Annotated in this window: 17 protein-coding genes; 13 read left to right on the top strand and 4 right to left on the bottom strand. The window is 74.5% G+C overall.

What is annotated here, in order from left to right:
* Positions 1-88 precede the first annotated feature (88 nt).
* From ACEZDG_RS05955 to ACEZDG_RS05945, 3 genes are all read left to right on the top strand, one after another.
* Positions 89-496: a winged helix-turn-helix transcriptional regulator gene (locus tag ACEZDG_RS05955; protein WP_380503362.1), complete on the top strand. Its 408-nt coding sequence runs from the start codon at positions 89-91 to the stop codon at positions 494-496.
* Between the two features lie 47 nt (positions 497-543).
* Positions 544-1,626, top strand: coding sequence for a carboxylate-amine ligase (locus ACEZDG_RS05950; RefSeq protein ID WP_380503359.1), 1,083 nt, complete (start codon positions 544-546; stop codon positions 1,624-1,626).
* Between the two features lie 78 nt (positions 1,627-1,704).
* Complete coding sequence (locus ACEZDG_RS05945) at positions 1,705-3,246, top strand: carboxylesterase/lipase family protein (RefSeq protein ID WP_380503357.1); 1,542 nt, start codon at positions 1,705-1,707, stop codon at positions 3,244-3,246.
* A gap of 52 nt (positions 3,247-3,298) precedes the next feature.
* Here ACEZDG_RS05945 and ACEZDG_RS05940 read toward each other — a convergent pair whose 3' ends face one another.
* The 4 genes from ACEZDG_RS05940 to ACEZDG_RS05925 all read right to left on the bottom strand — a co-directional run bounded on the left by ACEZDG_RS05940 (position 3,299) and on the right by ACEZDG_RS05925 (position 6,841).
* Complete coding sequence (locus ACEZDG_RS05940; protein ID WP_380503354.1) at positions 3,299-4,168, bottom strand: alpha/beta fold hydrolase; 870 nt, start codon at positions 4,166-4,168, stop codon at positions 3,299-3,301.
* Positions 4,169-4,305: 137 nt separating this feature from the next.
* Entirely contained in the window at positions 4,306-5,304 is a 999-nt protein-coding gene (gene gap, locus ACEZDG_RS05935; protein ID WP_380503351.1) for a type I glyceraldehyde-3-phosphate dehydrogenase, read from the bottom strand.
* Between the two features lie 107 nt (positions 5,305-5,411).
* The gene (locus tag ACEZDG_RS05930) at positions 5,412-6,368 is read right to left on the bottom strand and encodes a GlxA family transcriptional regulator (protein ID WP_380503348.1); all 957 of its coding nucleotides are present in this window, start codon (positions 6,366-6,368) and stop codon (positions 5,412-5,414) included.
* 92 nt (positions 6,369-6,460) lie between these two features.
* On the bottom strand, positions 6,461-6,841 hold the full coding sequence (locus ACEZDG_RS05925) for a hypothetical protein (protein ID WP_380503345.1): 381 nt from the start codon (positions 6,839-6,841) through the stop codon (positions 6,461-6,463).
* Between the two features lie 427 nt (positions 6,842-7,268).
* Here ACEZDG_RS05925 and eccCa point away from each other — a divergent pair, with 427 nt between their 5' ends.
* From eccCa to ACEZDG_RS05875, 10 genes are all read left to right on the top strand, one after another.
* Positions 7,269-11,249, top strand: a complete 3,981-nt coding sequence (eccCa, locus tag ACEZDG_RS05920) for a type VII secretion protein EccCa (protein WP_380503342.1) — start codon at positions 7,269-7,271, stop codon at positions 11,247-11,249.
* Positions 11,246-12,775: a type VII secretion integral membrane protein EccD gene (gene eccD, locus ACEZDG_RS05915; protein WP_380503339.1), complete on the top strand. Its 1,530-nt coding sequence runs from the start codon at positions 11,246-11,248 to the stop codon at positions 12,773-12,775. Before eccCa ends, eccD begins: the two co-directional genes overlap by 4 nt.
* Before the next feature lie 13 nt (positions 12,776-12,788).
* A complete protein-coding gene (eccB, locus tag ACEZDG_RS05910) occupies positions 12,789-14,135 on the top strand; it encodes a type VII secretion protein EccB (protein ID WP_380503337.1) in 1,347 nt (448 codons plus the stop codon).
* 5 nt (positions 14,136-14,140) lie between these two features.
* Positions 14,141-17,281 carry a hypothetical protein gene (locus ACEZDG_RS05905; protein WP_380503334.1) on the top strand — a complete coding sequence of 1,047 codons (3,141 nt, stop codon included), beginning with the start codon at positions 14,141-14,143 and terminating at the stop codon, positions 17,279-17,281.
* Positions 17,278-20,874, top strand: a complete 3,597-nt coding sequence (locus tag ACEZDG_RS05900; protein ID WP_380503331.1) for a right-handed parallel beta-helix repeat-containing protein — start codon at positions 17,278-17,280, stop codon at positions 20,872-20,874. The genes ACEZDG_RS05905 and ACEZDG_RS05900 overlap by 4 nt, the downstream gene beginning before the upstream one ends.
* Positions 20,875-20,912: 38 nt before the next feature.
* On the top strand, positions 20,913-21,248 hold the full coding sequence (locus tag ACEZDG_RS05895) for a WXG100 family type VII secretion target (protein WP_380503328.1): 336 nt from the start codon (positions 20,913-20,915) through the stop codon (positions 21,246-21,248).
* Between the two features lie 75 nt (positions 21,249-21,323).
* Entirely contained in the window at positions 21,324-21,611 is a 288-nt protein-coding gene (locus ACEZDG_RS05890; protein WP_380503325.1) for a WXG100 family type VII secretion target, read from the top strand.
* Between the two features lie 6 nt (positions 21,612-21,617).
* On the top strand, positions 21,618-22,163 hold the full coding sequence (locus ACEZDG_RS05885; RefSeq protein WP_380503322.1) for a hypothetical protein: 546 nt from the start codon (positions 21,618-21,620) through the stop codon (positions 22,161-22,163).
* A gap of 109 nt (positions 22,164-22,272) precedes the next feature.
* Positions 22,273-25,188: a WXG100 family type VII secretion target gene (locus ACEZDG_RS05880; protein ID WP_380503319.1), complete on the top strand. Its 2,916-nt coding sequence runs from the start codon at positions 22,273-22,275 to the stop codon at positions 25,186-25,188.
* Complete coding sequence (locus ACEZDG_RS05875) at positions 25,185-25,622, top strand: YbaB/EbfC family nucleoid-associated protein (RefSeq protein ID WP_380503316.1); 438 nt, start codon at positions 25,185-25,187, stop codon at positions 25,620-25,622. Before ACEZDG_RS05880 ends, ACEZDG_RS05875 begins: the two co-directional genes overlap by 4 nt.
* Positions 25,623-25,650 lie beyond the last annotated feature (28 nt).

Genomic DNA, 25,650 nt, shown 5'->3' with positions numbered 1-25,650 from the left:
GACGCTCCCAGGTTGTTGCTCGGTTGTTGCTTCAGCTGTCTCGCTTCATCCTCCGCACCGCGACCGCCCCCCATAAGGAGGCACTTCCATGTCAGTCGGGCACACGGCGGTAACCGTCCTGCCGGTCTCCTCCTACGCCGAGGAGGACTGCGGCATCAGAGAGGTGCTGGACCGGATCGGCGACAAGTGGTCCGTCCTGGTCATCGTCGAACTCACGCCCGGGGTACGGCGGTTCCGGCAGTTGCAGCGGGCGCTGCCGGGGATCTCGCAGCGGATGCTCACCCTCACCGTGCGCCGCCTGGAGCGGGACGGACTGGTCGCCCGCACGGTTCATCCCACCGTCCCGCCGCAGGTGGAGTACCGGCTGACCGACCTCGGCAACAGCTTCACCCATATGGTCAAGGCGCTCGCCGAATGGTCCGCCGACCACCGCGACCGCATCGCCGACTCCCGCCGCGCCTGGGACGAGGCCAATCCCGGCTCGGACGTCCGCTGAGCCGCTCAGCTGGGCATAGCGGCTGGTCGGCGGGGTAGGGGCGGTTCATGACCACACTCGGAGTCGAAGAGGAATACCTGCTGCTCGACCCCGGAAGCGGGCTGCCGGCGCCCGAGAGCCGGCGGGTGCGGGAGGCTGCGGACCTGATGCCCGCGCTGGGACCGGACGAGGTCGAGCCGGAACTGCTGCAGGCCCAGGTCGAGATCGCGACGCCGGTCTGCGAGACCCTGGACGAGGTGGCCGAACACCTGCTCAGGCTGCGCGGATCGGTGGCCCGGGCCGCCGCTGCGACCGGCTGCCGGCTGGCGGCCACCGGGGCCGCGCCGCTGCGCGGGCCCGAGCCGGTGCCGGTGACCTCCAAGGCCCGCTACCGCGCGATGGCCGGGGACGCCCCGCAGGTGGTCGACGAGATGCTGATCAACGGAATGCATGTGCACGTCGCCGTTGCCGACCGGGAGGACGGGGTGGTCGTGCTCAACCGGATCCGCCCGTGGCTTCCGGTGCTGGTGGCGATGGGAGCGAACTCGCCGCTCTGGGACGGTGGCGACACCGGCTTCGCCAGCTGGCGGACCCTGGTCTTCGACCGCTGGCCGGTGAGCGGACCGCCCCCGGTGTTCGCCGACGACCTGGACTACACCGCGCGTACCCAGGCCCTGCTGGACGCGGGCGCGATGCGGGACCTGGGCCAGATCTACTGGCAGGCACGGCTCTCCGAGCGCTATCCGACCGTCGAGGTGCGCACCCTGGACGTGCAGTTGCGGGTCGAGGACGCGGTGACACTGGCCGGGGTGGTGCGGGCCCTGGTCCTGGACGCCCTGGCCGGGGGACCGGCCACCGCGCAGGGCGCGGTGCCGCCCGAGCTGGTCGCCGCCGGCAACTGGCAGGCGGCCCGGTACGGGCTCGGCGATCGGCTGATCGACCCGCGCGACGGGCGTCCGCGCCGGGCCGGGGACGTGGTCGCGGGCCTGGTGGACCGGCTCGGTCCGGCGCTGAAGGAGAGCGGTGACCTGGACCGGGTGGGCGCGGGCGTGGAGGCACTGCTGAGGGAGGGCTCCCCGGCCGAGCGCCAGCGCCGGGCCTTCCACGAGGGCGGCGTCGAGGCGGTCCTGGAACTGATCGCGGCAGCCTGAAAATCGCTGGCGCGGTGGCCGGTCGCGGGGAATGATCCGCAGGGTGCGTTCCCGCCTGCCGGCTGATGGGATGGTGTGATGACCGGTGCCGAATCCGTGCTGTCCGGGCCCCGCCCCGAAGTCGGGGTGACGGCGGGGCGGCTGCGCGGCGTGCTGGAGGCGGGGGTGGCGGTGTTCCGCGGGATCTCGTTCGCCGAGCCGCCGGTCGGCACGCTGCGCTTTGCCGCACCGCGGCCGGCCCGGGGCTGGAGCGGCGTCAGGGAGGCCCTCGCCTACGGACCGCCGCCCCCGCAGGGCGGCCACTTCGGCATGGAAGCGCTGGCGCAGGACGCGGCCGGCGACGACTGGCTGACCGTCAATGTCTGGTCGCCCCAACCCGATCCGGGCGCGGGGCTGCCGGTTCTGGTGTGGATCCAGGGCGGCGCCTATGTGATCGGCACGTCCGGCCTGCCCGAGTACGACGGCGGCCGGCTCGCGCGGGACGGCGGTGTCGTCGTGGTGACGTTCAACTACCGGGTGGGTGTGGAGGGTTTCGCGCAGATCGAGGGTGCTCCGGCCAACCGGGGCCTGCTCGACCAGGTCGCCGCGCTGGAGTGGGTGCGCGACAACATCCGGGGCTTCGGCGGCGACCCGGACCGGGTCACGGTATTCGGCGAGTCGGCCGGCGGGGGATCGGTGGCCGCGCTGCTGGCTATGGACCGCGCCGCCGGGCTGTTCCGCCGGGCGGTCGCGCAGAGTGTGCCGGGAACGTTCTTCTCGCCGGAGCTCGCCGCGGACATCGGCGCCGCCTGCGCCGCCGAGCTGGGGCTGCGGCCCACGGTGGCCGACCTGGCGGCCGTCACGCCGGGCCGGCTGTCCGCCGCCGCCGACGCGGTCGGCGCCACACTGGACCAGCGGGCGGGACGCTGGGGCCGGCCCGCGCACCGGTCGATCCTGTTCTCGCCCGTCGTGGACGGCGAGGTGCTGGCCGCCACACCCTGGCAGGCCCTGGCCGAGGGTGCTGGCCGTGGCATCGACCTGATGGTCGGGCACACCCGGGACGAGCAGCGCCTGTTCACCGCCATCAGCGGTCTGCTCGGCGAGGTGGGCGAGGAGCAGGCGGCGCACGCCCTGCAACTCTTCGCCCCCGGCCCGGACGGCGAGCGCCGCTACCGCGACGCCTTCCCGGCGGCCGGCCCGGACGAGCTGTATGAACTGGTCCACTCCGACTGGCTGTTCCGGATGCCGTCGCTGCGCCTCGCCGAGGCCCAGACGGCCGGCGGCGGTCGGGCGTTCGTTTATGAGCTGACCTGGCCGGCTCCGGGTATGGGCGGTGCGTTCGGCGCCTGCCACGGCCTGGACGTACCGCTGGTCTTCGGTAACCTGGACCGCGGCCAACCGGCCCTGCTGGTCGGGGAGCAGCCCTCCCCGGAGGCGGAGGAGCTGTCGGCCCTGATGCGGTCCGCATGGACCTCCTTCGCCGCCCACGGTGACCCCGGCTGGCCGGTCCACGACAGCGGGCAACGGCTGGTCCAGTGCTTCGACAGCCGGTCGGCGATCACCGCCTACCCGGAGGAGCGGTCCCGCCGCATCTGGCAGGACCACACCTTCGCCGCGCTGCCGCTGAACGGTCCGGAGTGACACCCAGACCGCCGGAGCCGGCCGCAGGGTCAGACCGCCGGGCGGGGCGGCCTCAGCCGGTGTCGCCGAGGACCTCGCGCAGCCTGCGCGCGAAGGCCTCCGGCTGCCCGGCGTAGCCGTGTTCGCCCCCGAGGAAGCCGCCGTGGTGGCTCGGGAAGACCGTCGGCTGCTGCCCCAGCAGTTCGGCGGTCGCCGCCGAGGCGCGTCCGGTGAAGCTGTCCAGGGACTCCTCGCCGACGGCGATCACCACCCGGGTCCGCGCCGCGGCAAGGGCGTCGACGTCGGGCCGGTAGCCGCTGACCGCCCAGGAGCGGTCGGAGAGGACCGGGTCGCCGCGGGAGCCGTCGTCCTCGGCCGGCAGGCCGAAGGCGGCCGGATCCGGCGCGGGTTGGGCGAAGTAGGCGTCGGAGTACTCACCGCGCCAGGAAGTCATCTGGATGAAGGCCGCCATGCCCGCACCGAAGCCCTTGGCCTCGTACACGTCCCGGACCCCGGCCCGGGCCCGCTCGGCGGCCGGGGCGTCGGGGACCACCGGGATGAGCGGCGGCTCGTGCGCCACCAGCGTGGTCACATCGTCGGGGTGGGCCGCCACCAGGGCGAGCGCGGTCACCGCGCCGCCGCTGCTGGCGAACATCTCGACCGGACCCGCGCCCAGCGCCTCGATCAGGGCGTGCACGTCCGCGGCCTGGACGCCGGGCACATGGTCGACCCGGCCGTCCTTGCGGGTGCTGCGGCCCAGGCCGCGCGGGTCGTAGGTGACCACGGTGCGGTCGGGGAAGTACGAGGCCAGGGTGCGGAAGCCGGCGGCGTCCATCGGCTGGCCGATCATGACCAGCGGCGGGGACCCGTCGGCAGTCGGCAGCGGGCCGAGGATGTCGTGGACCAGGTCGACCTCGGGTGTACTGAGCACATGGGTAGTCATAACCCTGTTGACTCCTTCCGCATCGAGAACTCATCGGACGCTACGCTGCTCGGTCCGAATCCCGCGGGATGGCAGGCGGCGCGGCGCTTGCGGTCGGCCCCTTCGGCCGACCGCGGCGCCACGGTTTCCGGCCCCGGTCAGCCGGCGGCGAGGAGTTCCAGGGTGTCGATGACGCGGTTCGAGAAGCCCCACTCGTTGTCGTACCAGGCGACCACCTTGACGTGGCGGCCGTCGACGCGGGTGAGCGCCGAGTCGAAGATCGCCGAGGCCGGGTTGCCGGTGATGTCGGAGGACACCAGCGGGTCGTCCGAGTACTCCAGGATCCCGGCCAGCGGACCCTGCGCCGCGGCCAGGTACGCCGCGAGCACGTCCTCGCGGGTCACGTCGCGGGCGACGGTGGTGTTGAGCTCGACGATCGACCCCACCGGGACCGGCACCCGGATCGAGTCGCCGGACAGCTTGCCGTCGAGCTGCGGCAGCACCAGGCCGATCGCCTTGGCGGCGCCGGTGGTGGTCGGCACGATGTTGACGGCGGCGGCGCGGGCGCGGCGGGGGTCGCGGTGCGGACCGTCCTGGAGGTTCTGCTCCTGGGTGTAGGCGTGCACCGTGGTCATGAAGCCGTGCTCGATGCCGGCCAGATCGTCCAGCACCTTGGCCAGCGGCGCCAGGGCGTTGGTGGTGCAGGAGGCGTTCGAGACGATGGTGTGCACGGCGGGGTCGTACGCGTCGGTGTTGACCCCGAAGGCGAGGGTGACGTCGGCGCCGTCGGCCGGGGCGCTGACCAGGACCTTCCTGGCGCCCGCGTCGAGGTGGGCGCGGGCGGCCGTGGCCGAGGTGAAGCGGCCGGTCGCCTCGAGCACGATGTCGACGCCGAGCTTGGCCCACGGCAGCTGCGCGGGCTCGCGCTCGGCGAGCACGGTGATCCGGCGCCCGTCCACCACCAGGGTGTCCCCGTCGACGGTGACCGGGCGGCCGAGCCGGCCCGACGTGGTGTCGTAGGCGAGCAGCCGGGCGAGGGCGGCGGGCTCGGTGAGGTCGTTGACGGCCACGACCTCCAGGTCGCTGTCGCGCTCGAGCAGTGCGCGCAGCACATTGCGTCCGATGCGGCCGAATCCGTTGATGGCGATGCGAGTCATGAGTGGAGTCCCTTTGTTCGGTTCTCCTCCAGGTTCTCGCGCGGCATCCGCCGGTGACAGCGGCGGGATCGCCATGGTCCGAAAGGATCGCGCCAGGAGGCCGCCGCTCAGGTGCCCTGGGTGAAGGTGCGCCGGTACTCGCTGGGCGTGGTGTCGAGGATGCGCTGGAAGTGCAGCCGCAGATTCGTGCCGGTGCCGAGACCGACGTCGGCGGCGATCTGCTCGATCCCCCGCTGCGAACGTTCCAGCAGCTCACGGGCCATGTCGATACGGGCGCGCATGACCCACTGCATCGGCGTGTAGCCGGTGTCCTCGGCGAAGCGCCGGGAGAAGGTGCGCGGCGACACCGCCGCGTGCCGGGCCAGCACGTCCAGGGTGAGCGGCTCGCCCAGCCGGTGCAGCGCCCACTCCCGGGTGGCGGCGAACCGCTCGCCGAGCGGCTCCGGCACGCTGCGCGGCACGTACTGCGCCTGGCCGCCGCTGCGGTACGGGGCCGCGACCAGGCGCCGGGCCGCGTGGTTCGACGCGGCAACCCCGAGGTCGCGGCGCAGGATGTGCAGGCACAGGTCGATGCCCGAGGCGGCGCCGGCCGAGGTCAGCATGCTGCCCTCGTCCACGAACAGGACGTTCTCGTCGACCCGGACCAGCGGACGCTTCGCCGCGAGCGCCCGGGTGTAGTGCCAGTGCGTGGTGGCGCGCTTGCCGTCGAGCAGGCCGGTCGCGGCGAGCGCGAAGGCGCCGGTCGAGATGGCGGCGAGCCGCGCGCCCCGGTCGTGGGCGGCGACCAGCGCGTCCAGGACGGCCGGCGGCGGGTCCTCCCGGTCCGGGAAGCGGTAGCCGGGGACGAAGACGATGTCGGCCCACGCCAGCGTGTCCAGGCCGTGGGCGACGTGGTACGACAGACCGTCACCGCCGGTCACCGGACCGGGCGCCGCGCCGCAGACCCGCACCTCGTACGGCATGCTCGCGCGGGTCGAGAACACCTGCGCCGGGATACCGACATCGAGCGGTTTCGCGCCTTCGAGCACGAGGACGGCGACGTGATGCAGGGATGAGGCTGGCACGCTGACGAGGCTACCTGGGGAAACGGGGAGGGAGCCCGGCGTGTGCCGGGCTCCCTCGGGTGGTTCGTTCGGTTCGCTGCGGTGACGGGGCGTCACTCACTGTCGGCCAGCAGCCGGTACAGGGCCCTGCGGGCGTCCGCGAGGACATCGGCAGCCGCGGACTTGTCCTCGGCGGTGCCGGTCCTGGTGATCTGACCGACGGCGGTGGCGAGCTGGTCGACACCGTCGGTCAGCAGCCGGTGGCCGTGCCCGGGCCCGGCGCCGCGACCGCCCTGCGGGCCCTCGGGCCGGATCCGGCCCCGGGCGCGTCGGCCGGTGGCGCCGTCGCCGGGCCACTCGGCGAAACCGTGACGGCCGCCGCGGGGTCCGCGGCGCTCCTGCTCCTCGCCGGTGGGGCGGGTACGTCGGGAACGCCACTCGGGGCGCTCGTGTCCGGTGCGGTGGAACTCTGTGCGTGCTCGTGTGCTGTTCATGATCGAACTCCTTGTGGATCTCGGTGGGCATCGGTCTTCCATCCGACCGACATCACTAACGATATATCGGTGACTGTCGTTATGCAACCCCCGATTCGGTGGTCGTCGACGGGGACGGCGTGGACGGCCTCGCGGGGGCGCCGCCGAGCACCGGGCGCTCGGCTTCTTCGGTGCGGAGCGACAGGTCCAACGCTCGGGCTGACCGCGGTGCCGGGGCGGCGAAGGGGAAAGCGAACCACGGGACCTGCACAGTTGGACGCGGCGGGTCCGCAAGGTGACCATTCGTCAAATTACCTGGTCCAGGGGCTGGTGGGACTACCCAACGATCCAACTCAGCGGTCAAACTTGCCTCGTTCGGGCGAAGCAGGCCCGAAAGCCCGCGGCCCCGGCCGCAGGCCGGAGCGATGCGGAAAGCGAGCGTTGCGCCGTGAGCACTGTCCAGGTCAAGCGCAGCCCGCGGGCCGAGGGTCCGGCCATGCCCGAGGGCGAGGCGGAGCTGGCCGAGCCGCCCGTGCTGGGCGAGCCCGCCTCGGCGGACCTCGGCTCCGCGCTCCTCTACCTCCCGATGGGCCTCGGCGTCGGCGCCATGGCGCTGATGTTCTCCATGCGCAGCGCCGGGCCGAGCACCTACATGATGTCCGGGATGATGGGCGTGGCCATGGTCAGCATGACGCTGACCCAGCTCGGCCGCTCCGGCGGCGAGCGCCGCCGCCGGATGCACGCCGAGCGCCGCGACTACCTGCGCTACCTGGGCCAGAAGCGCCGCCAGGCGCGCCAGGCCGCGGACGCGCAGCGGGCCGCGCTGCTCTGGGACAACCCCGACCCGGCCCGACTGACCGCCCTGGTGCAGGGCCCGCGGCTGTGGGAGCGCAGGCCCGGGCACGAGGACTTCGCCCGGGTGCGGATCGGGCTCGGACCGCGCCGCGCGGCCATGGAGTTCCTGCCCCCGCAGACCCGCCCGGTGGAGGACCTGGAACCGCTCGCGGCGGTCTCGCTGCGCCGCTTCACCAAGGCGCACCAGGTGGTGCCCCGGCTGCCGGTCCCGGTGTCGCTGCGCCGGTTCACCGCCGTCGAGCTGGCCGGCTCCGGCACCGACGCCATCGCGCTGGCCCGCGCCGTCATCGGCCAGCTGGTCGCGCTGCACTCGCCGGAGGAACTGCGGGTCGCGCTGCTCGGCGGCCCTGCGGCGCAGGCCGACTGGGACTGGCTCAAGTGGCTGCCACACAACGCCCACCGGGCCGAGGAGGACGACGCCGGGCCGCTGCGGCTGGCCGCCGAGGACCACGACGCGCTGCTGGACCTGCTCGGCTCCGAGGTGCGCGACCGGCCCGACCACGACCCGGCCGCCGCGCCGAGCACCGCCGAGCCCTATGTCGTCGTCCTGGCCCAGGGCCTGCGGCTGCCGGACTCCTCCCGGCTGCTGACCGGCGGGCTGCGCAATGTGCTGCTGCTGGACGCCACCGGCGCGATGACCGGCGGGCCCAAGGTGCTCCGGCTGGCGCTGCGCGAGGGCACGGTGGAGTTCCCCAGCGGGGAGTCCACCGTCACCGCCGAGGCGGACGCGCTGAGCGCCGCCGGGGCGGAGGCGCTCGCCCGCACCCTGGCCCCGTTCCGCACCGGCGGCAGCGTGGACCTGGCCGACCGGGCGCTGGAGTCCGACCTCGACCTCTCCGCGCTGCTCGGCATCCGCGACCCGCACGGCTTCGACGTGGCCGCCAAGTGGCGCCCGCGGCTGGAGCAGTCGGCCCGGCTCAAGGTGCCGCTCGGCGTCACCGACGAGGGCGAGGTGGTCGAGCTGGACCTGAAGGAGTCGGCGCAGGGCGGCATGGGCCCGCACGGCCTGCTGATCGGCGCCACCGGCTCGGGCAAGAGCGAGCTGCTGCGCACCCTGGTCACCGGCCTGGCCGTGACCCACTCCTCCGAGGTGCTCAACCTGGTGCTGGTGGACTTCAAGGGCGGCGCCACCTTCCTCGGCATGGACCGGCTGCCGCACACCTCCGCCGTGATCACCAACCTGGCCGACGAGATCCACCTGGTCGACCGGATGCGCGACTCCATCAACGGCGAGATGATCCGCCGTCAGGAGCTGCTGCGCACCGCCGGGTACTCCTCCCTCTACGACTACGAGAAGGCCCGCGGCGGCGGCGCGGACCTGGCCCCGCTGCCCTCGCTGCTGGTCATCGTCGACGAGTTCTCCGAACTGCTGGCCAGCAAGCCCGAGTTCGTCGACCTCTTCGTCTCCATCGGCCGGCTCGGGCGCAGCCTCGGGGTGCACCTGCTGCTGGCCTCGCAGCGGCTGGACGAGAGCCGGATCCACAAGGTGGAGGGCCACCTCTCCTACCGGCTGGCGCTGCGCACCTTCTCCGCGATGGAGTCGCGCTCGGTGATCGGCGTGGCCAGCGCCTACGAGCTGCCGTCCGCCCCGGGCAACGGCTTCCTCAAGATCGACACCACCAATCTGGTCCGGTTCAAGGCCGCCTACGTCTCCGGTCCCGCCCCGGCGCGGGTCGAGGGCATCAGCGCCGAGAGCGCCGGGTCCGACGCCGGACTCGAGGTGGTCCCGTTCGCGCTGGCCCGGCAGGGGCGGCTGCTCTCCGAGCGGGTCGAGGAGCTGACCGCCGCCCACGAGCGGCAGCAGGAACGGCCGGCGGTGAACCCCAACGAGCCCGCCGAGCCCGGCGAGAGCCTGCTCGAACTGCTGGTCGGCCGGCTGGAGGAGGCCGGGCCGCCCGCCCGTCAGGTCTGGCTCGCCCCGCTCAACTCCTCGCCCAGCCTGGACGAACTGCTGCCCGGCATCGTCCCCGACCCGGCCCGCGGCATGTCCGCGCCGGGACCGGCCGGGACCGGCTCGCTGCGGGTCGCCCTCGGCATGGTGGACCGCCCCTACGAGCAGCTGCGGGAACTGCTGGTGGCCGACCTCTCCGGCGCCGACGGCCACATCGGCCTGGTCGGCGCCCCGCAGACCGGCAAGTCCACCCTGCTGCGCACGCTGATCCTCTCGCTGGCGCTGACCCACACCCCCGAGGAGATCCAGTTCTACTGCCTGGACTTCGGCGGCGGCGGCCTGGCCTCCACCTCCGGGCTGCCGCACGTCGGCTCGGTGGCCTCCCGGCTCGACCGGGACCGGGTGCTGCGCACCGTCGCCGAGCTCAGCCAGCTGCTGGAGCGCCGCGAGCAGGCCTTCGCCGACCTGGGCCTCGAGTCCATGACCGCCTACCGCGCCCAGCGCGCCCGGGGCGGCGTCGAGGACCCCTACGGCGACGTCTTCCTGGTCGTGGACGGCTGGTTCACGCTCCGTCAGGACTACGAGGACCTGGAGCCCAGGGTCATCGAACTGGCCGCGCGCGGCCTCTCCTTCGGCATCCACGTGGTCGCCTCCGCGGTGCGCTGGTCCGAGCTGCGGCCCCGGCTTCGCGATCTGCTCGGCACCAAGTTCGAGCTGCGGCTCGGCGACCCGATGGAGTCCGAGGTCGGCTCGCGGGTCGCCCAGGCCGTCCCGCACCGCCCCGGCCGCGGCATCACCTCCGGCAGCCACCACTTCCTCTCCGCCCTGCCCCGGCTGGACGGCTCGGCCGCCACCGCCGACCTCACCCAGGCCACCAAGGCGGCCGTCGCCGAGATCGACACCTTCTGGACCGGCCCCACCGCCCCCGGCGTGCGGCTGCTGCCCACCCGGCTGCCGGTGGCCCAACTGCCGCCCCCGGAAGGCGATCTGAAGATCGCCCTGGGCTGGGACGAACAGCGGCTCGAACCGGTCAGGCACGACTTCTCGACCCAGGCGCACCTGATGGCCTTCGGCGACGGCGAGACCGGCAAGACCAACGCACTGCGCCTGGTCATCCGCGCCCTCACCGAGCACTGCAGCCCCGACCAGGCCCGGATCATGGTGGCCGACCCCGGTCGCGGCCTGCTGGCCAGCGTGCCGGAGGAGTACCGGGTCGGCTACGCCGTCGAACGCGACGCGCTGGCCGTGCTCGCCGCCAACGCGGCCGTCTCCATGAACAAGCGGGTGCCGGGTCCGGAGATCACCCCCGAGCAACTCGCCCGCCGCGACTGGTGGCAGGGGCCCCGGCTGTTCGTGGTGGTGGACGACTACGACCTCTTCGGCGGCGCGGCGGGCACCCCCTCGCCGCTCGCCCCGCTGCTGCCGCTGCTGGCCCAGGGCCCGCACATCGGCATGCACCTGGTGGTGGCCCGCAGCACCTCCGGCGCGATGCGGGCCATGTCCGACCCGCTGCTGCGCCGCATGTGGGAGCTGGGCAACCCGGCGCTGCTCTTCTCCTACCCCAAGGAGGAGGGCAAGTTCATCGGCGAGGCGAAGCCCCGCACGCTGCCCGCCGGTCGCGCCCAACTGGTCACCCGGCGCTCGGTCCGACTGGTGCAGACCGGCCTGGTGGAGGGCCGGTGACCAGTACGCAACCGCCGTCGCCCGCACCGGCCCCGGCCGCTCCGCCGAGCCCCCGTCGCCCGCCGCACCGCCGCAACCCGCTGACCCGCCTCCGCGACCCGAACGGGAGTACCGTGCCGCCCACCGCGACCGCGCCGACCCTCACCGGCACCGAGGTGTGCCGGCTCACCGTGGTCGGCCCCGGCGGCAGCGCCGACCTGGCCGTGCCGGTGGCCACCCCCGTCTCCGCGCTGCTCCCGGTACTGCTCCGCCGGCTCGGCGCCCCCGCGGTCGAGCCGGGCACCGCCTGGGTGCTCCAGCGCCTCGGCGAGGACCCGCTGGACCCGGACGGCACCGTCGAGAGCCACCGGCTGCGCCACGGCGAGACGCTGCACCTGCGCCCGGCCGACGACCCGCTGCCCGCGCTGCACTTCGACGACCTCGCCGACGGCGTCGCCCATGTGGTGAGCGCCCGCCCCGGCCGCTGGGAGCCGAGGACCACCCGCGGACTCGCGCTGGCCCTGTCCGTCCTGGCGCTGCTGGCCCTGGCCGTGGGACTGCTCGGCGGCGGTCCCGGTGCCGCCACCGCGCTGGGCGCGGGCACCACCGCGGTCCTGCTGGGAGCGGCTGCCGCCGCTGCGGCGCTCGGCCGGGAGCACGCCGCCGCCGGGGCCCGCTCGGTGGCCACCGTGGCCGGCCTCGGCGCGCTGGCCTTCGGCGGCCTGGCCGGGCTGACCTTCCGTCAGGGCCAGCACGGCGGCTACGCCCCCGGCCTGCCCGGCGTGCTGACCGCGGCCGGCTGCGTCGCGGTGCTGGCCGGCGCGCTGCTGGCGCTGCGCGCCCTGCCCCCGCTGCTGCCCGGCACCGCCCTGCTCACCGCCGTGGCCGCCGCCGTGGGCGGCGGGCTGATGCAGGCCGCCGACTGGCACGGTGCTCAGGCCGTGGGCATCGTCGCGGGTGGGCTCTTTGTGCTCGGACTCCCCGGCCCCCGGCTGGCCCTGCGCGCCGCCCGGCTCCGGGTGCCCGCGCTGCCGCACAACGCCGAGGAACTGCAGCAGGAGCTCGACCCCGAGCCGCAGGAGCGGGTCGAGCAGCGGGTCGACTTCGCCAACGCCTGCCTGGACGTGCTCAGCCTCGGCTCCGGCCTGGTCTACGCCGTCGGCTTCTGGTACCTGGCGCACGATCAGGGCTGGATCGGCTGGGTGCTGCCGCTGGTCCTCGCCGCCGCGGTGCTGCTGCGCGCCCGCGGCCTGGTCCGCATCCCGCAGCGGGTGCCCACGGTGCTCTCCGCCGCCTTCGGCCTGGCCGTGCTGCTGCTGGTGCGGGCGGTGCCCGGCGACTCCGGCCACCGGCTGGCCCTGCTCGCCGTGCTGCTGCCGGCCGCCGGCCTGCTGCTGCTCGCCGCGCTGAGACTGCCCACCGCCCGGCTGCTGCCGATCTGGGGCCATGCGGGCGACCTGCTGGAGACGGCCACCGCCGTGGCGCTGCTGCCGTTGCTGCTGCAGACCCTGCACGCCTACAGCTACTTCCGCTCGCTGGCCGGCTGAGAGGAGACGGAGCATGCAGACCCGACGCGACCACCTGCAGGCCTACCAGTTCGCCATGGGCCGCCTCTCCACCGCGCTGCTCACCGGCGACCCCGGCCGCGGCGACCGGCCAGGACGCCGCGCCGCCCTGGGCACCGTGCTGGGCACCGGCGCGGTGGTGCTGCTCTGCGCCGGATTCGGCGTCTACGGCCTGATCTCCCCACCCGTGACCGACAGTTGGCGCACCCCGGGCACGATCGTGATGGAGAAGCAGACCGGCACCCGCTACCTCTTCCTCGGCGGCACCCTGCGCCCGGTGCGCAACTACGCCTCCGCGCTGCTGATCCTCGGCAAGGGCGCCACCCTGCGCGAGGTCTCCGCCAAGGACCTGGGCCGAACCCCCCACGGCGCACCGGTCGGCATCACCGGAGCGCCCGACGCCCTGCCCGCCGCGCTCGGCGGCGCCGTCTGGACCCGGTGCCTGGCCCCCACCGGGGTGGGCGCGACCGGGGTCGGCAGCGGGGCCGAACGGGTCGACTTCGCCCCGACCGCGGGCAGCACTCCGCTGCCCGCCGACCAGCAGGTGCTGCTCACCGGACCGGAGGGAAGCCGCTCGCTGCTGTGGCGCGGCGTCCTGCACCCGGTGCCCGAGGCCGCCGCCCTGATCGCCCTCGGCCTGGACGGCGACCGGCCCCACGCCGCCCCCGCTGACTGGCTCGCCGACCTGCCTGTGGGCACCCCGCTGACCGCCGCCCCGATCACCGGCAGCGGACACCCGGCCGCCGCCGTCGCGGGCCGGGCCACCGTGGTCGGCCAGACCTTCCGCACCAGCGCCGCCGGAACCGACCACGAGTATGTGATGACCAGCACCGGCGTCGCCCCGATCGGCCCCACCGAGGCGGCCCTGCTCGCGGCCCGGCCCGGCGCCCTGAGCACCCGTCAGGTCACTGCCGCGGACATGGCCGCCGCCCCCGTCTCCGCCGCCGTGCCCGGCGCGGACCTGCCCGAGGTGCTGAACGCCCCCGAGAGCGCCACCGGCAGCACCGCGCTCTGCCTGCGCCAGCAGGCCGACGGGGCGCGGATCAGCACGGTGGCCGTCGAGGCCCCCGCCGGCACCGACTCCCGGGCGGTCCAACTCCCGCCCGACACCGGGGTGGTGGCGGTGAACCAGGAGCAGCTGGCCCGGCAGCAGAGCAGTCCGCAGACCTACCTGATCAGCGACCAGGGCGTGGCCTACCCGCTCGGCGACACCCAGGCCCGGGCCACCCTCGGCCTCGGCGGCGCCGCACCCGTCCCACTGCCCGCCGCGCTGCTCGCCGTCCTGCCGCAGGGGCCGGTGCTCTCCACCGCCGCGGCCCGACTCACCGTCCAGGGCGGGTGAACCCGATGGCCTCGATGCGCGCCGGCACGGCGGCCCCCCGCACCCGGACCCTGCTGGCGCTCCGGCTCCGGCAGGCCGGCGACGCCATGCTGATCCACCCCAAGGGCGGCGCCGACCCGCAGGCGCTCGCCTTCGCACACCGGCTGGCCCCCGACACCCAGCACACCCTGGTCGTGGTGGACCTGCCCTTCGGCGCGCTGGAGCCGCACTGGCAGCAACTCGCCCGGCTGCTGGACGGCCTGCCCGGCGCGAGCCTGCGGCTGGTCTTCGGCCGGGCCACCCCCCAGGAGTCGCGCCAGGTCGGCCGACTGCTGGCCGAGCGGCTGGGCCGCACCGTGCTCGCCCCGGACGGCGAACTGCTGCCCACCGCCCACGGCGGCCTCTTCATCCCCGCCGACTACGGCGCGGGCTGGCTGCGGATGCGTCCCGGCCGCCCGCTGGAACGCGACTCGCTGCGCTTCCCCAAGCCCATGTGGGAGTTCTCCACCAGCGACCAGCCCTGGGAGAGCAGCCCCTACGGCGTGGTCGAGGCCGTGCCCAGCGGCGTCTGGGTGCGCAGCGCCCGCCCCAGCCCGCCGCTGGCCGGCTGGCGCCGCCTGGTGGACCGGGTGCCGAGCCACCCGCAGCTGATGAACGTCGTCCTCGGCAGCCCCGGCGGGCCCGCCGTGCCGCTCGACGACATCGTCCGGGTCTGGGACACCGTCATGCACTCGGTGCGCTCCTGGGTCCGCTTCATCCACTTCGGCCCGGTGGCCCTGCCCGAGGGCGGGGTCAGCGTCGGCCAGGAACTGGCGGACGCGATCGGCCGGCAGGTCGTCCTCTACGCCGGAATGCCCACGATCGAGGCCGGTGACGGCCCGGTCGGCAGCGGCCGGGTCCGGATCATGGGACTGCGCGGGGACGGCTCGCCCGGCTGGTCGCCCTTCGCCGCCGAACTCGTCTACTCACCGCGCGGCGCCGACGGCGAAGCCCCGCCGCCCGGCCTGGCCGGCCTCCGGCACCCGGTCACCGAGGTCCGCCAACTCGGCCCCGGCCTCTACCAGTACGCCGCCGACGCGGTGCTCGAAGTGATCTCCTCCGGGCTCTGGATCCGGCCGGTCGCGGACCCGTCCGGCGCCGACGACGTCCGCCGACTGCCCTGCGCCCCCGGGCACCCGGTCATCCTCTACGACCGCAGCACCCCCGCCACCGCCGAGCGGATGCGCGCCCTGGCGCAGGACATGCTCTGGCGGCTCGACCCGGAGAGCCGCGAGGCGTTCCGGGTCGCCCCCGCCGACGCCCCCGGCCTGACGGCAGCCGCCGACGACCACGCCTGGACGGTGCCGCCCACCGCCGACGACTGGCGCGCGGTCGCCGCCGCGCGGGCCGCCGAGCGCCGCCCGCTGCACCTGGCCCCCTGGATCCCCCGCGCCGACGTCGGCGCTCCGGTGGTTGCGCCGTCCGGCCCGGCTGCCGGCCCCGGCTCCGCTCCCGGCGCTGCCCCGGACGCGGCGCTGGGTGGGGGTTTTGACGTACCGTCATCCGAGCGCCCTCGGATGTGGTCGGCCGCCGACAGCGGGCAGGCGCAGGCTCAGGCGCCTGGCCTGGCCCCGTCCCCGCTCCGTCCCCGCACCGAGTCCGAAGCCGCCGGCCCCGGCGGCGCGCTCGCGGCCGCCCTCGGCGCGGCCGGCCTGGACGCCCTCTCCTCCGAGGGCACCCCGCCGCTGCCGCTGGCCCCCACGGCGACGGACCCCACCGCGACGGCGGCGGACGTCCCGCTTCCCACCCCGGCCCGACCGGACGACCCGGCAGGGCCGGACGGGCCGGAGACCCCGGCACCACTCCCGCCGCTGACGCCGGCACCGCCGTCTGCCGGGGACGGCCCGGCCGAGGCGCGGTCCGAGGGCCTCTCCCGCATCGCGGCGGCCCTCGCCGGGTACCCCGCGGAGGGCGGCCCCCGACCCGAGCCCGGGCAGCCCGACCTCCCGCCGGGAGACCCGGCGGGCCCGCCAATTTCCCCTTCCCGCACCGAGGTTGCACCCCCCTCGGCTGCTGCCACCGATGCGGCGCTGAGTACGCCCAGTGCGGCCCGGCCGCTACCGAGCCTCGTCGAGGCCGAGCCGCCTCCTCCCGTCACCGTCCCCACGGTTCCGTCGCCCGCCGAGCCTCCCGAGACGGCGTCAGCCACGCTCGCGGTGCCCAGGATCCGGATGGAGTCCGGGGCGGTGCCCGAGAGCGTGGCCGTGCCGTCGCCGCCCGCGCCGGTGACGGTGCCGCCGCCCCCGCAGCCGGTGGGCGGGGTGCGGGTGCAGACCGCGCCCGGGCAGGCGGCCAGCGTGGTGCCGCCGGAGCGCGGTCTTGAGCAGGAGCGGGCGTGGGTGCGACGTACGTTCAGCTCCCGCTACAACGCCATCGCCGGGACGGTCTCGCGGGTGATGTCCGAGTCGCCGGGCCTGCGCGGAGCCTCCCGCAGCGACGCCGCCGACGCGCTGACCGACCTTGTCGCCGTCCGGCTCTACCTCTCCGGCGACAGCGCGGCCGTGGACGAGACGATCCGGGCCGCCGCGGCCGGGCCGCACGTTCCGCTGGCCCGCTGCGTCACCGCCGGCCTGCGCCGACTGCCCTCCTACCGGGGCCCGGTCCTGCTCCGCACCCGCCTCAGTGCCACCGAGCGCGCCTGGTACGCGGACGGGCGCACCGCGGTCGAGTGGGCCTTCTGCACCGGCTGGACCGCGCCCCCGCCCGCCCCGGCCGACGGCACCGACTTCCTGATCTGGTCGATGACCGCCCGCCGCACCGCCCTGCTCGACCCGCACGCGCCGGACCGGGTGCTGTTCCTGCCCGGCACGGCCTTCAAGGTGCTGCGCACCGACGAGTCGGGGGACCGCCCGGTGGTGCTGCTGCGCGAACTGTCCCCGGCCGAGGCCGCCGCCGATCCGGACGCCGGGACCGCCGTGCTCGCGGACCCGGCCGCCCGGCGGCTGCCGCTGGACGAGATCGCCCTCGACAGCCTCGAACGCTCCGTCACCGCGCTCGGGCTTGAGAGCCGTTCGGAGCAGGAAGAGACACCAGGCGTCCTCGGCAACCCGCCGGGCCTGCTGATAGCCCGGGACCGCCTGCGGCCCGCCGCCGACCGGGGCCAGGCCCCTGAGGGAGCAGCACCATGAGCCGTCACATCCTGGCGGTCTCGCCCGACCGCCCCGGCGCCTACCGGACCGTTGCCGCCGCCCTGGCCGACGCCCGGGACGGCACCCTGATCACTCTGGCGCCCGGGCGGTACGAGGAGTCGCTGCTGATCATTCGCCCGGTGACGTTGGCCGCCGACCCGGCCGGCTCGGCGACCGTCCACAGTGCCTCCGGCAGCACCGTGGTGCTGGACGCCGAGGCGGTGCAGCTCTCCGGGCTGCTGCTCTCCGGCGCCGACCCGGAGGCCCCGGTGCTGGACGTGCGGCGCGGCCAGGCCGCGCTGGACGGCTGCCAGGTCTCCGGCGAGGCCTGGGCTGCCGTGCTGGCCTGGCAGCAGGGCGAACTGGCGCTCCGGGACTGCACGGTGACCAACGCCCAGGGCGCGGGCATCGTGGTCACCTCCGGCGGCGGCAATGTCATGGAGCGCTCGCGGGTGAGCGACGTCGGCTCCTCGGCCGTGGTCGTGGCCGAGCAGGGGCGGCTCACCGTCCGGGACTGCACCCTCTCCGGCGCGCGGGGCAACGGCATCTGCGTCAACGGCGAGGGAGCGGCCGTGGTCGAGTCCAGCCGGATCGAACGCAGCGGCAAGCCCGCCGTCGCGGTCGAGCAGCAGGGCCGCGCCGAACTGCGTCGGGTGACCGTGGCCGACAGCGTCCACCTGGACGCCTATCTCACCAGCAGCGCCGCGATCAGCCTGCTGGACTGCGTCTTCACCGGCTCGGCCGGACAGTCGGTGCACGTCGGCGCCGGGGCCGCGCCGCTGCTGCGCGACTGTGTGATCAGCGGGGCGGCGGTGGGCGGCGTTCGGGTGGCCGCCGACGCCCGCGCGGTGCTGGACCAGTGCCGGATCGAGGGCTCCCCGATCGCCCTGCTGGTCGAGTCCGCCGGTGCGGCCGAGGCGGTCGGCCTGACCGTGCGGGACGCCGCAGCGGTCGCGGTCCGCGCCCAGGGCCGGGTGACGCTCAGCCTGAACGGCGGCGAGATCGCCGTGCCGCCCGGAGCGCTCGGCGTGGAACTGGACGGCGAGGTGACCGCCCGCCTCAGCCAGGTGCGGCTGACCGCGGCCGGTGGTACACCCCTGACGCTGGCCGGTGGCGCCAAGGCGGAGTTTGTCTCCGGCTCGGTGCACGGCGGCGAGGCACTGGTCGGCGCGGACAGTGAACTGCGGGCCTCCGAGAGCGAGTTCACGGGCTCCGATGCGGACGGGATTCGGGTCGCGGGTGGCCTGCTGACCGCCGTCGGCTGCCGGATCGGCGGAGCCCGGCGCAACGGTGTGCATGTGCAGGCCTCCGGCCGGGCCGACCTGGGCGGCTGTCGGATCTTCGACAACGGTGCGGACGGTGTGCGCTGCAACACCGACGCGCCGGTACGGGTGCACGACTGCGAGATCCGGGACAACGGCGGCAGCCCGGTGCACGAGCTGAAGCCCGGCGGCCCGGTCACCGTGGAGCGGCTGGACACCGGCAGCCGTCCCGGCACGGCGCAGAGCCCGGACGGTAAAGGAACTGACGGTGCGTCGAACAGCTCCGCCGCCGGGGCTCCCGGCGCGCCCGAGGGCCTGCGGCACACCGGCACCGGGCCGCTGGCGGACCTGGACGCGCTGGTCGGACTGGAGTCGGTCAAGCGCGAGGTCACCGGCCTGATCAACCTCAACAAGATGGCCCAGCGGCGCCAGGAGATGGGCCTGCCGATGCCGCCGCTGAGCCGCCACCTGGTCTTCGCCGGACCGCCCGGCACCGGCAAGACGACCGTGGCCCGGCTCTACGGCGCGGTCCTGGCCGAGCTCGGCATCCTCAGCAAGGGCCACATCGTGGAGGTGGCTCGGGCCGATCTGGTCGCCCAGATCATCGGCGGCACCGCGATCAAGACCACCGAGGTCTTCCAGAAGGCGCTCGGCGGCGTGCTCTTCATCGACGAGGCCTACACCCTGACCAACCAGTCCCGGGGCACCGGACCGGACTTCGGCCAGGAGGCGGTCGAGACGCTGATGAAGCTGATGGAGGACCACCGCGACGAGATCGTGGTCATCGTGGCCGGCTACTCGGCGCAGATGGACCAGTTCCTGGCGTCCAACCCCGGTATGGCCTCACGCTTCGCCCGCAGCGTGGCCTTCCCCAACTACAGCCCGGACGAGCTGGTCACCATCGTCCGGGGGCTGTGCGCCAAGCACTACTACGAGCTGGACGAGAGCGCGTTGGAGGCGCTGGACCGCTACTTCGACCTGGTGCCGAAGGGGGCCACCTTCGGCAACGGGCGGGTGGCCCGGCAGGTCTTCGAGGAGATGATCAGCGGCCAGGCCTCCCGGCTGGCCTCCGGCCCGCCGCAGGACGACAGCGAGCTCAGCCGACTGACCGGCGCGGACGTACTCCTCCCGCCGGTCCAGCCCGCTGCGGCGGCGCGGCCGGCCCCGGTGGTGCAGCCCGCTCCGGTGCAGCCTGCCGCGAGGGCGGTTCCCCCGGGCCCAGTCCCCGAGCCCCAACCTGCCGCTGCGCAGCCATCGCTGACTGTTCGACAGACCTCCCCGCAGCCGCAGGCCCAGCCCACGCCTGGGCCGCTGCTCACACCTCGGTCCACGCCCCAGCCGCAGGCGCAGCCCGAGAACCCAGCCGCCGTTGCCCCCCAACCGGCCGCCCCCGCACATCCCGCGGCCCCCGCCGCCGCGACGGCGAAGCCCCCGGCGGAGCCGCTCCGCGCTCTCGCAGAGTTGGTCGGCCTGGACAGTGCCCGTCAGGTTCTGGTCGATCGGCTGGAGGGCCTGGCCCGACTCCGCGCCGCAGGCCGCTCCACCGAGAGCCTGGCCCACGCCGTGCTGCAGGGCCCGTCCGGCAGCGGACGACTGGCCCTGGCCCAGGCGTACGCCCGCGCCCTGGCGGAGCTGAACCTGCTGCCGCACGGCGCCCCGCACCGGATCGAGCTATCCGCCGTCCCGGTCCGCTGGGCGCAGCAGCCCCTGCACCGGCTGGCCGCCGCACTGACCGAGGCCGAGGGCGGCGTGCTGGCCGTGGCCTGGGACGCCGCCTTCGACCGGCGGCCCGCCGAGCACCGGGGGGCCGTGCTGGACGCGCTGGCCCAGCTCGCGGTGCGGGACCACGGGGCCGTGCTGGTGCTCTGCGGTGGCGGCCCGGAGCTGACCCAGGCGCTCTCCGACTACGACGAGCTGGCCCAGACCTTCGCCGTGTACGCCGAACTGGACCCGTACACCCCGGGCCAGGCGGTGGAGCTGGTGCGCCGTCGGCTGCGCGCCTTCGGCTTCCGGCTCGGGGAGGAGGCGGCCCGGACGCTGGCCGCCGACCAGCAGGTGGGCCCCGCCCCCGGCGGTGCCTACGAGCTGCACCGGCTGGCCGAGCGGCTGGCCGCTGCCGCCCGCTCGCGGACCGTCGAGGCGGACGAGCTGACGGCGCTGCTGCAGGCGCACTCGGCCGACGCCCGGCCGTCAGCCCGGCGTCACCCGGAGGAACCCCCAACGACCAACGGCCGGAGCACGGTTGATCCACAGCCGGTGCCGCAGGCCGTCCCGCAGGCCGTCCTCGGGACGGTCGGCCAGACCGGGACCGCACCGCTGGTGCGCTCCTGACACCGCAACCGCCGATCGAGTAGAGAAGGACCACCGACATGGCACTGACCTCAGTCGAACTGCAGGGAATGACCGCCGCCCAGGGCACCTTCCAGAACGCCCTGGACGAGACCACCAGCTCCTACTCCCAGATGGACGGCCAGATCGAGGGCCTCCAGGCCAGCTGGAGCGGCGACGCCGCCAACGTCTACACCCAGGCGATGCAGCAGTGGCTGGAGGACTTCAACACGGTCAACGGCGCCCTCCGCACCATGCTGGAGAAGCTGTCCTCCAACACCAACGTCTACGCCAACACCCACGAGGACACCCAGCAGGTCGCACAGCAGGTGGCCCAGAACATCTCGTCCGGCGCGGTCGGCCTGCCCGGCTTCTGATCCACCCCCTGCAACTCAGCATTACCGCAACAACTCTGAATGACTGTCACTTCTCAACACCTGGAGCCTGTGAACATGGCCACCTACACCGTCCAGATGGAACAGGTCGACTTCATCGTCGGCGAGATGAACTCCATCACCCAGAAGATCAACCAGACCCTGGCCGACCTCGACAACCAGTCGAAGGTCAACCTGGCCGAGTGGACCAGCGACGCGCAGGAGACCTACGCCCAGGTCAAGGCCCAGTGGGACGCCGCCGCGGCGGACATGACCGCCAAGGCCGCCGCCGCGACCCAGATGCTCGGCAACATCAACGAGTTCTACTCCAACGGGGAACGCCAAGGCGTTCAGCTCTGGGGCTGATCCGCGATGCCAGCCACCCGGAACCAGCCGGCCCAGCCCGTCCACCAGGCCCAGCAGTACAACGGTGGACTGACCCTGACGCCCGGTCAGGGGACCTTCGACAACCCGGATCCGTTCACGGTGCCGCCGGTGCCCGGACACGACGGCAGCGGCTCCGGCACCACGGTCAACACCTCGGCGCTGGACGTCTTCGCGGGCAACATCGACCTGCTGATCGCGCCCACGCAGACGGCCTCGACCACGCTGGACGAGGTGAGCATCTCGCCGGGCGCGTTCTACCACGCCAACAAGATCCGGGTCGACGTCAACGGCGCCAACGGTGACGACGGACTCAAGGCCAAGTACCTGCTGGTGCTCGCCGACCTCGGCCAGGGCCTGGCCGATCTGCGGGACGGCATCAAGCAGTTGAGCCACACGTACACCACGGTCGAGGACGCCAGCCATATGACGGCCACCGACTTCGCCACGGCGATGAACCTCTCCCAGGCCGACTTCACCTCGCTCATCACCGACGGTGGCGGCTCGGGGACGACAAGCGCTCCCGGCAGCTGAGAGCCGCGGCCCCCCGGCCGCCGACGTCCCGCCAGGACGTCGGCGGCCGGTGGCCCGGCCCATCGCAGAGCACAGGACACAGGGCAGACGGAGCAGGTCAGGGGCAACGATGGGTGACACCGACTACAGCGGCAACGGCTTCAACCAGGGCGGCGACGGCGCCATCTTCGGCGACCCCGGCTCCGATCCGGGGTCGGTCTCCGACTACGACACCTGGGACTGGAAGCAGATCGAGGCCGCCATCAACGGCATGTCCGCAGGCGTGGACGACTCCGACAACCAGTCGCACGCGCTCGCGGTCTCCGACCCGAATTCGCTGAACAAGGCGGCCAACGCCTTCTACGCCGTGCAGGTCACCCTCTCCGAGATCGCGGACAGCCTGGACGCCCAGGCCAAGGCGCTGGCCGGACCCGATGGACCGTGGAAGGGCGACGCGGCCGACTCGTTCATCACTATGATGACCACCTTCTCCCGGCAGGTGAAGGCCACCGCGGACGTGCTCTCCGGGGGCGCCACCGGCACCCACTCCATCCCGCAGCAGCTCGCCGACAATGCGGTGAACCTGCTGAACGCCAAGAACAAGATCGTCGAGATCGACAACTGGTACGCCAACCAGGCGATCCAGATGGGTGTCCACCCGATGAGTAACGGGCTGATCCCGATCAGCCAGAAGCCCCAACTGGTGCAGATGATGACCAGCGACATGCGGGCCGTGCTCAAGAGCCTGGCGGGGGAGTACCAGGTCACCATCGACTCGGTGCGCTCACCGCAGCCGATCACCTCGCCGGGCGACAACAACCCGGACACCATCCCGCAGCCGAACCCGGACGACCTCACCAACACGGACGGCCTCACCGACCCCGGCCTGCAGCCCGCCAACCTGAGCGACCTCCAGGCCGGCCAGGATTCCCCGCTCGCCCCCTTCCCCGGCGACCTCTCCACCGGCGACGGCTCCGGGCTGCCCTTCGGCGGCTCGGACCCGGCCCTGATGGACGCCGCGCTCAACCCGGCCGGGGGCATCGGCGACCCGTCCCCCTTCCCGGGCGGCACGGACACCGGCGGCCTGAACGGCCTGGCCGACCCGGCCGCGTTCCCCGGCGGCACCGACACCGGTGGGCCGGGTGGGCTGGGCGATCCCAGCGCCTTCCCCGGCGGCACCGATGTGGGCACCGGCCCGAACGGGCTGCCGCTGAACAGTTTCACGCCGACGCCCTTCCCGCTCAGCACCTCCACCAAGGCGGCCAGTCAGGCCGGCACGGGCGAGGACGGGTTGACCGACCCGCTGACGGACGGCGCGGGCGACTCCTTCCCGGGCGAGCTGGGCACCGGCGGCACCGGCGGGCTCGGTGACCCCGCCTCCTTCCCGGGCAGCCTCTCCACCGAGTCCGGTCTCCCCGACGGAACGGGCCTCGACTCCGGCCTGGGTGACGGAGCCGGCGACGGCCTGGGTGACGGCGTCGGCGGCCTCGGTGCTCCCGGCTCCGGGGAGGGCCTGGGTGACGGGCTCGGTGCGGGTGGCATGCCGTACATGCCGGGCATGGGCGGCGGCGCGGGTCAGGGTCAGGGGCAGAACCTGGAGCGCAGTGACGCCTCCGGTCTGCTCAGTGGCGACGCCGAACCCTGGGCCGGCTCCACCGACGTGGGCGGCGGCGAGGCGGGGTCGCCGCTCGGCGCGCTGGCCGGTGGCCCCGGCCTGGACGGTCTGGGCGGCGACAGCCTGGGTGACGGGATCGGCGGCCTCGGTGCGGGGGAGGGCCTGGGCGAGGGCGGTATGCCGTACCTGCCGGGCATGGGCGGTGGGGCCGGTCAGGGCCAGGGGCAGAACAACGAGCGCAGCGATGCCTCCGGTCTGCTCAGCGGCGACGCCGAACCCTGGTCCGGCCTGCCCGAGGCAGCCGAGGAGGCCGGCACGCTGCTCGGCGCGGCTGCCGGCGGCCCCGGGCTGCACGGACTCGGCGCGGACCTCTTCGCCGCGTCGCCCGTGGGCGAGCCGTTGGCCGAGGAGCCGGTGACCGCAACCGCGCTGCCCGATGGCGAATGGTCGGCCGCCGGAGCGGACGAGGCGGCTGCCGCCGAGGCCGAGCAGGCAGCCGGTGCGGGCGAGGGCATGCCCTATATGCCGGGCATGGGCGGCGGCGCGGGCCCGGGCCAGGGGCAGGCCAATGAGCGCAGCGACGCCTCCGGCCTGCTGGAGGGCGACGGCGAGCCATGGGAGGGAGCACCGGCCGCCACCGGCGAGGCCGGCTCCCCGCAGGGCGCGGCGGCGGGAGCCGCGGGGCTGGAACTGGGCGCCGAGGCAGCCGCGGTCGAGGTCGCGCTGTCGGCCGCGGCTGTGGCCGCGACCGCGACCGTGGCCGGGGCGCAGACCGCTCAGCAGCACCAGCACCAGCGCCGTCACGAGGACCCGGTGGCCGTCGTGCCGCTGGTCCTCGCCGGTGAGGCCGTGGCCTGGAGCGAGGAGCCCGCAGCGGCCGAACCCCCCGCTGGGGAGGCCGTGTTGACGCAGGAGGCGGTCGAGGCCGCCGCCACCGCCGAGGCCGAGGCACTGGAGCAGGCCACGGCCGGGGCCGTAGCGGAGCCGGAGCCGCCCTTGGCCCTGGTCGGCGGAGCCGACGCCGGCAGCGGGGAGGAGAGCGCCGCCTGGGACGTCGGCGGCGACACCCTGGTGCCGCTGCTCTGGGGACTGGTCGGTCCGGAGGAGGAGCGCGACGTCCTCTCCTCCGGCTACGCCACGGCCGAGGACGGCACCTGGGGCGCCCACCCCGTGGTCGCCCCCGCCGGGGACGCCGAGGAGGAGGAAGGTCCCACCTGGACCACCTGGCGTCCGGACCAGACCCCCGCGCCGGGCGGTCTGACAGCTGCCGCCATCGCCGCGACCGGCGCGCTCACCGCCCGCTCCACCGACGAGGTCCCCGAGGAGGAACCGGAGGAGCAGACCGAGGAGGAACCGGCGGAGGAGCCGCAGCGCCGCAGCATCGCCGACCTCCTGGTCCAGGACGGCGACATCTGGGGAGGACCGGCATGAGCACCCCCTATGACCAGGAGATCGAGGACCTGCTGGCCCTCTACCAGCGCCAGCGCGAGGAGGCTGCCGAGACCCGGAGGCAGATCAATGAGGTGACCGGCGTCGGCATCGCGCCCCGGCAGAGCGTCAAGGCCACGGTGACCGCACAGGGTGAGGTCACCGCGATCGAGTTCCCCACCGGGGCCTGGCGCCGGATGGCCCCCAAGGAGCTCTCCGAGGCGCTGCTCGCGGCACTCTCCCAGGCCAGGGCCAAGGCCCTGGAGCAAGTGGCCGAACTGACCATGCTGAACCTGCCGTCGGGCGTCGGTGTCGCCGACCTGATCCAGGGCCGGGTGGACCCCACCGCGCTGCTCCCCGAACAGCCGGGCATGCCCGACCAGGTGCGCGAGTACGTCGAGAACGGACCGCCGGAAGGCCTGCACCGCCCGGGCTGAGCCAACGTGGAAGAGGAATGAGGACGAC

It is taken from the genome of Streptacidiphilus alkalitolerans, assembly GCF_042511045.1.
Lineage (GTDB): Bacteria > Actinomycetota > Actinomycetes > Streptomycetales > Streptomycetaceae > Streptacidiphilus > Streptacidiphilus alkalitolerans.
Note: the sequence above shows the minus strand (reverse complement) of the source record. Positions and strands in the feature narration are given on the sequence as shown.

Bases quoted from the DNA above. Each gene is read 5' to 3' on its own strand.
- ACEZDG_RS05955 (WP_380503362.1), top strand. From the start codon at position 89: ATGTCAGTCGGGCACACGGCGGTAACCGTCCTGCCGGTCTCCTCCTAC.
- ACEZDG_RS05950 (WP_380503359.1), top strand. From the start codon at position 544: ATGACCACACTCGGAGTCGAAGAGGAATACCTGCTGCTCGACCCCGGA.
- ACEZDG_RS05945 (WP_380503357.1), top strand. From the start codon at position 1,705: ATGACCGGTGCCGAATCCGTGCTGTCCGGGCCCCGCCCCGAAGTCGGG.
- ACEZDG_RS05940 (WP_380503354.1), bottom strand. From the start codon at position 4,168: ATGACTACCCATGTGCTCAGTACACCCGAGGTCGACCTGGTCCACGAC.
- gap (WP_380503351.1), bottom strand. From the start codon at position 5,304: ATGACTCGCATCGCCATCAACGGATTCGGCCGCATCGGACGCAATGTG.
- ACEZDG_RS05925 (WP_380503345.1), bottom strand. From the start codon at position 6,841: ATGAACAGCACACGAGCACGCACAGAGTTCCACCGCACCGGACACGAG.
- eccB (WP_380503337.1), top strand. From the start codon at position 12,789: ATGCAGACCCGACGCGACCACCTGCAGGCCTACCAGTTCGCCATGGGC.
- ACEZDG_RS05905 (WP_380503334.1), top strand. From the start codon at position 14,141: ATGGCCTCGATGCGCGCCGGCACGGCGGCCCCCCGCACCCGGACCCTG.
- ACEZDG_RS05900 (WP_380503331.1), top strand. From the start codon at position 17,278: ATGAGCCGTCACATCCTGGCGGTCTCGCCCGACCGCCCCGGCGCCTAC.
- ACEZDG_RS05895 (WP_380503328.1), top strand. From the start codon at position 20,913: ATGGCACTGACCTCAGTCGAACTGCAGGGAATGACCGCCGCCCAGGGC.
- ACEZDG_RS05890 (WP_380503325.1), top strand. From the start codon at position 21,324: ATGGCCACCTACACCGTCCAGATGGAACAGGTCGACTTCATCGTCGGC.
- ACEZDG_RS05885 (WP_380503322.1), top strand. From the start codon at position 21,618: ATGCCAGCCACCCGGAACCAGCCGGCCCAGCCCGTCCACCAGGCCCAG.
- ACEZDG_RS05880 (WP_380503319.1), top strand. From the start codon at position 22,273: ATGGGTGACACCGACTACAGCGGCAACGGCTTCAACCAGGGCGGCGAC.
- ACEZDG_RS05875 (WP_380503316.1), top strand. From the start codon at position 25,185: ATGAGCACCCCCTATGACCAGGAGATCGAGGACCTGCTGGCCCTCTAC.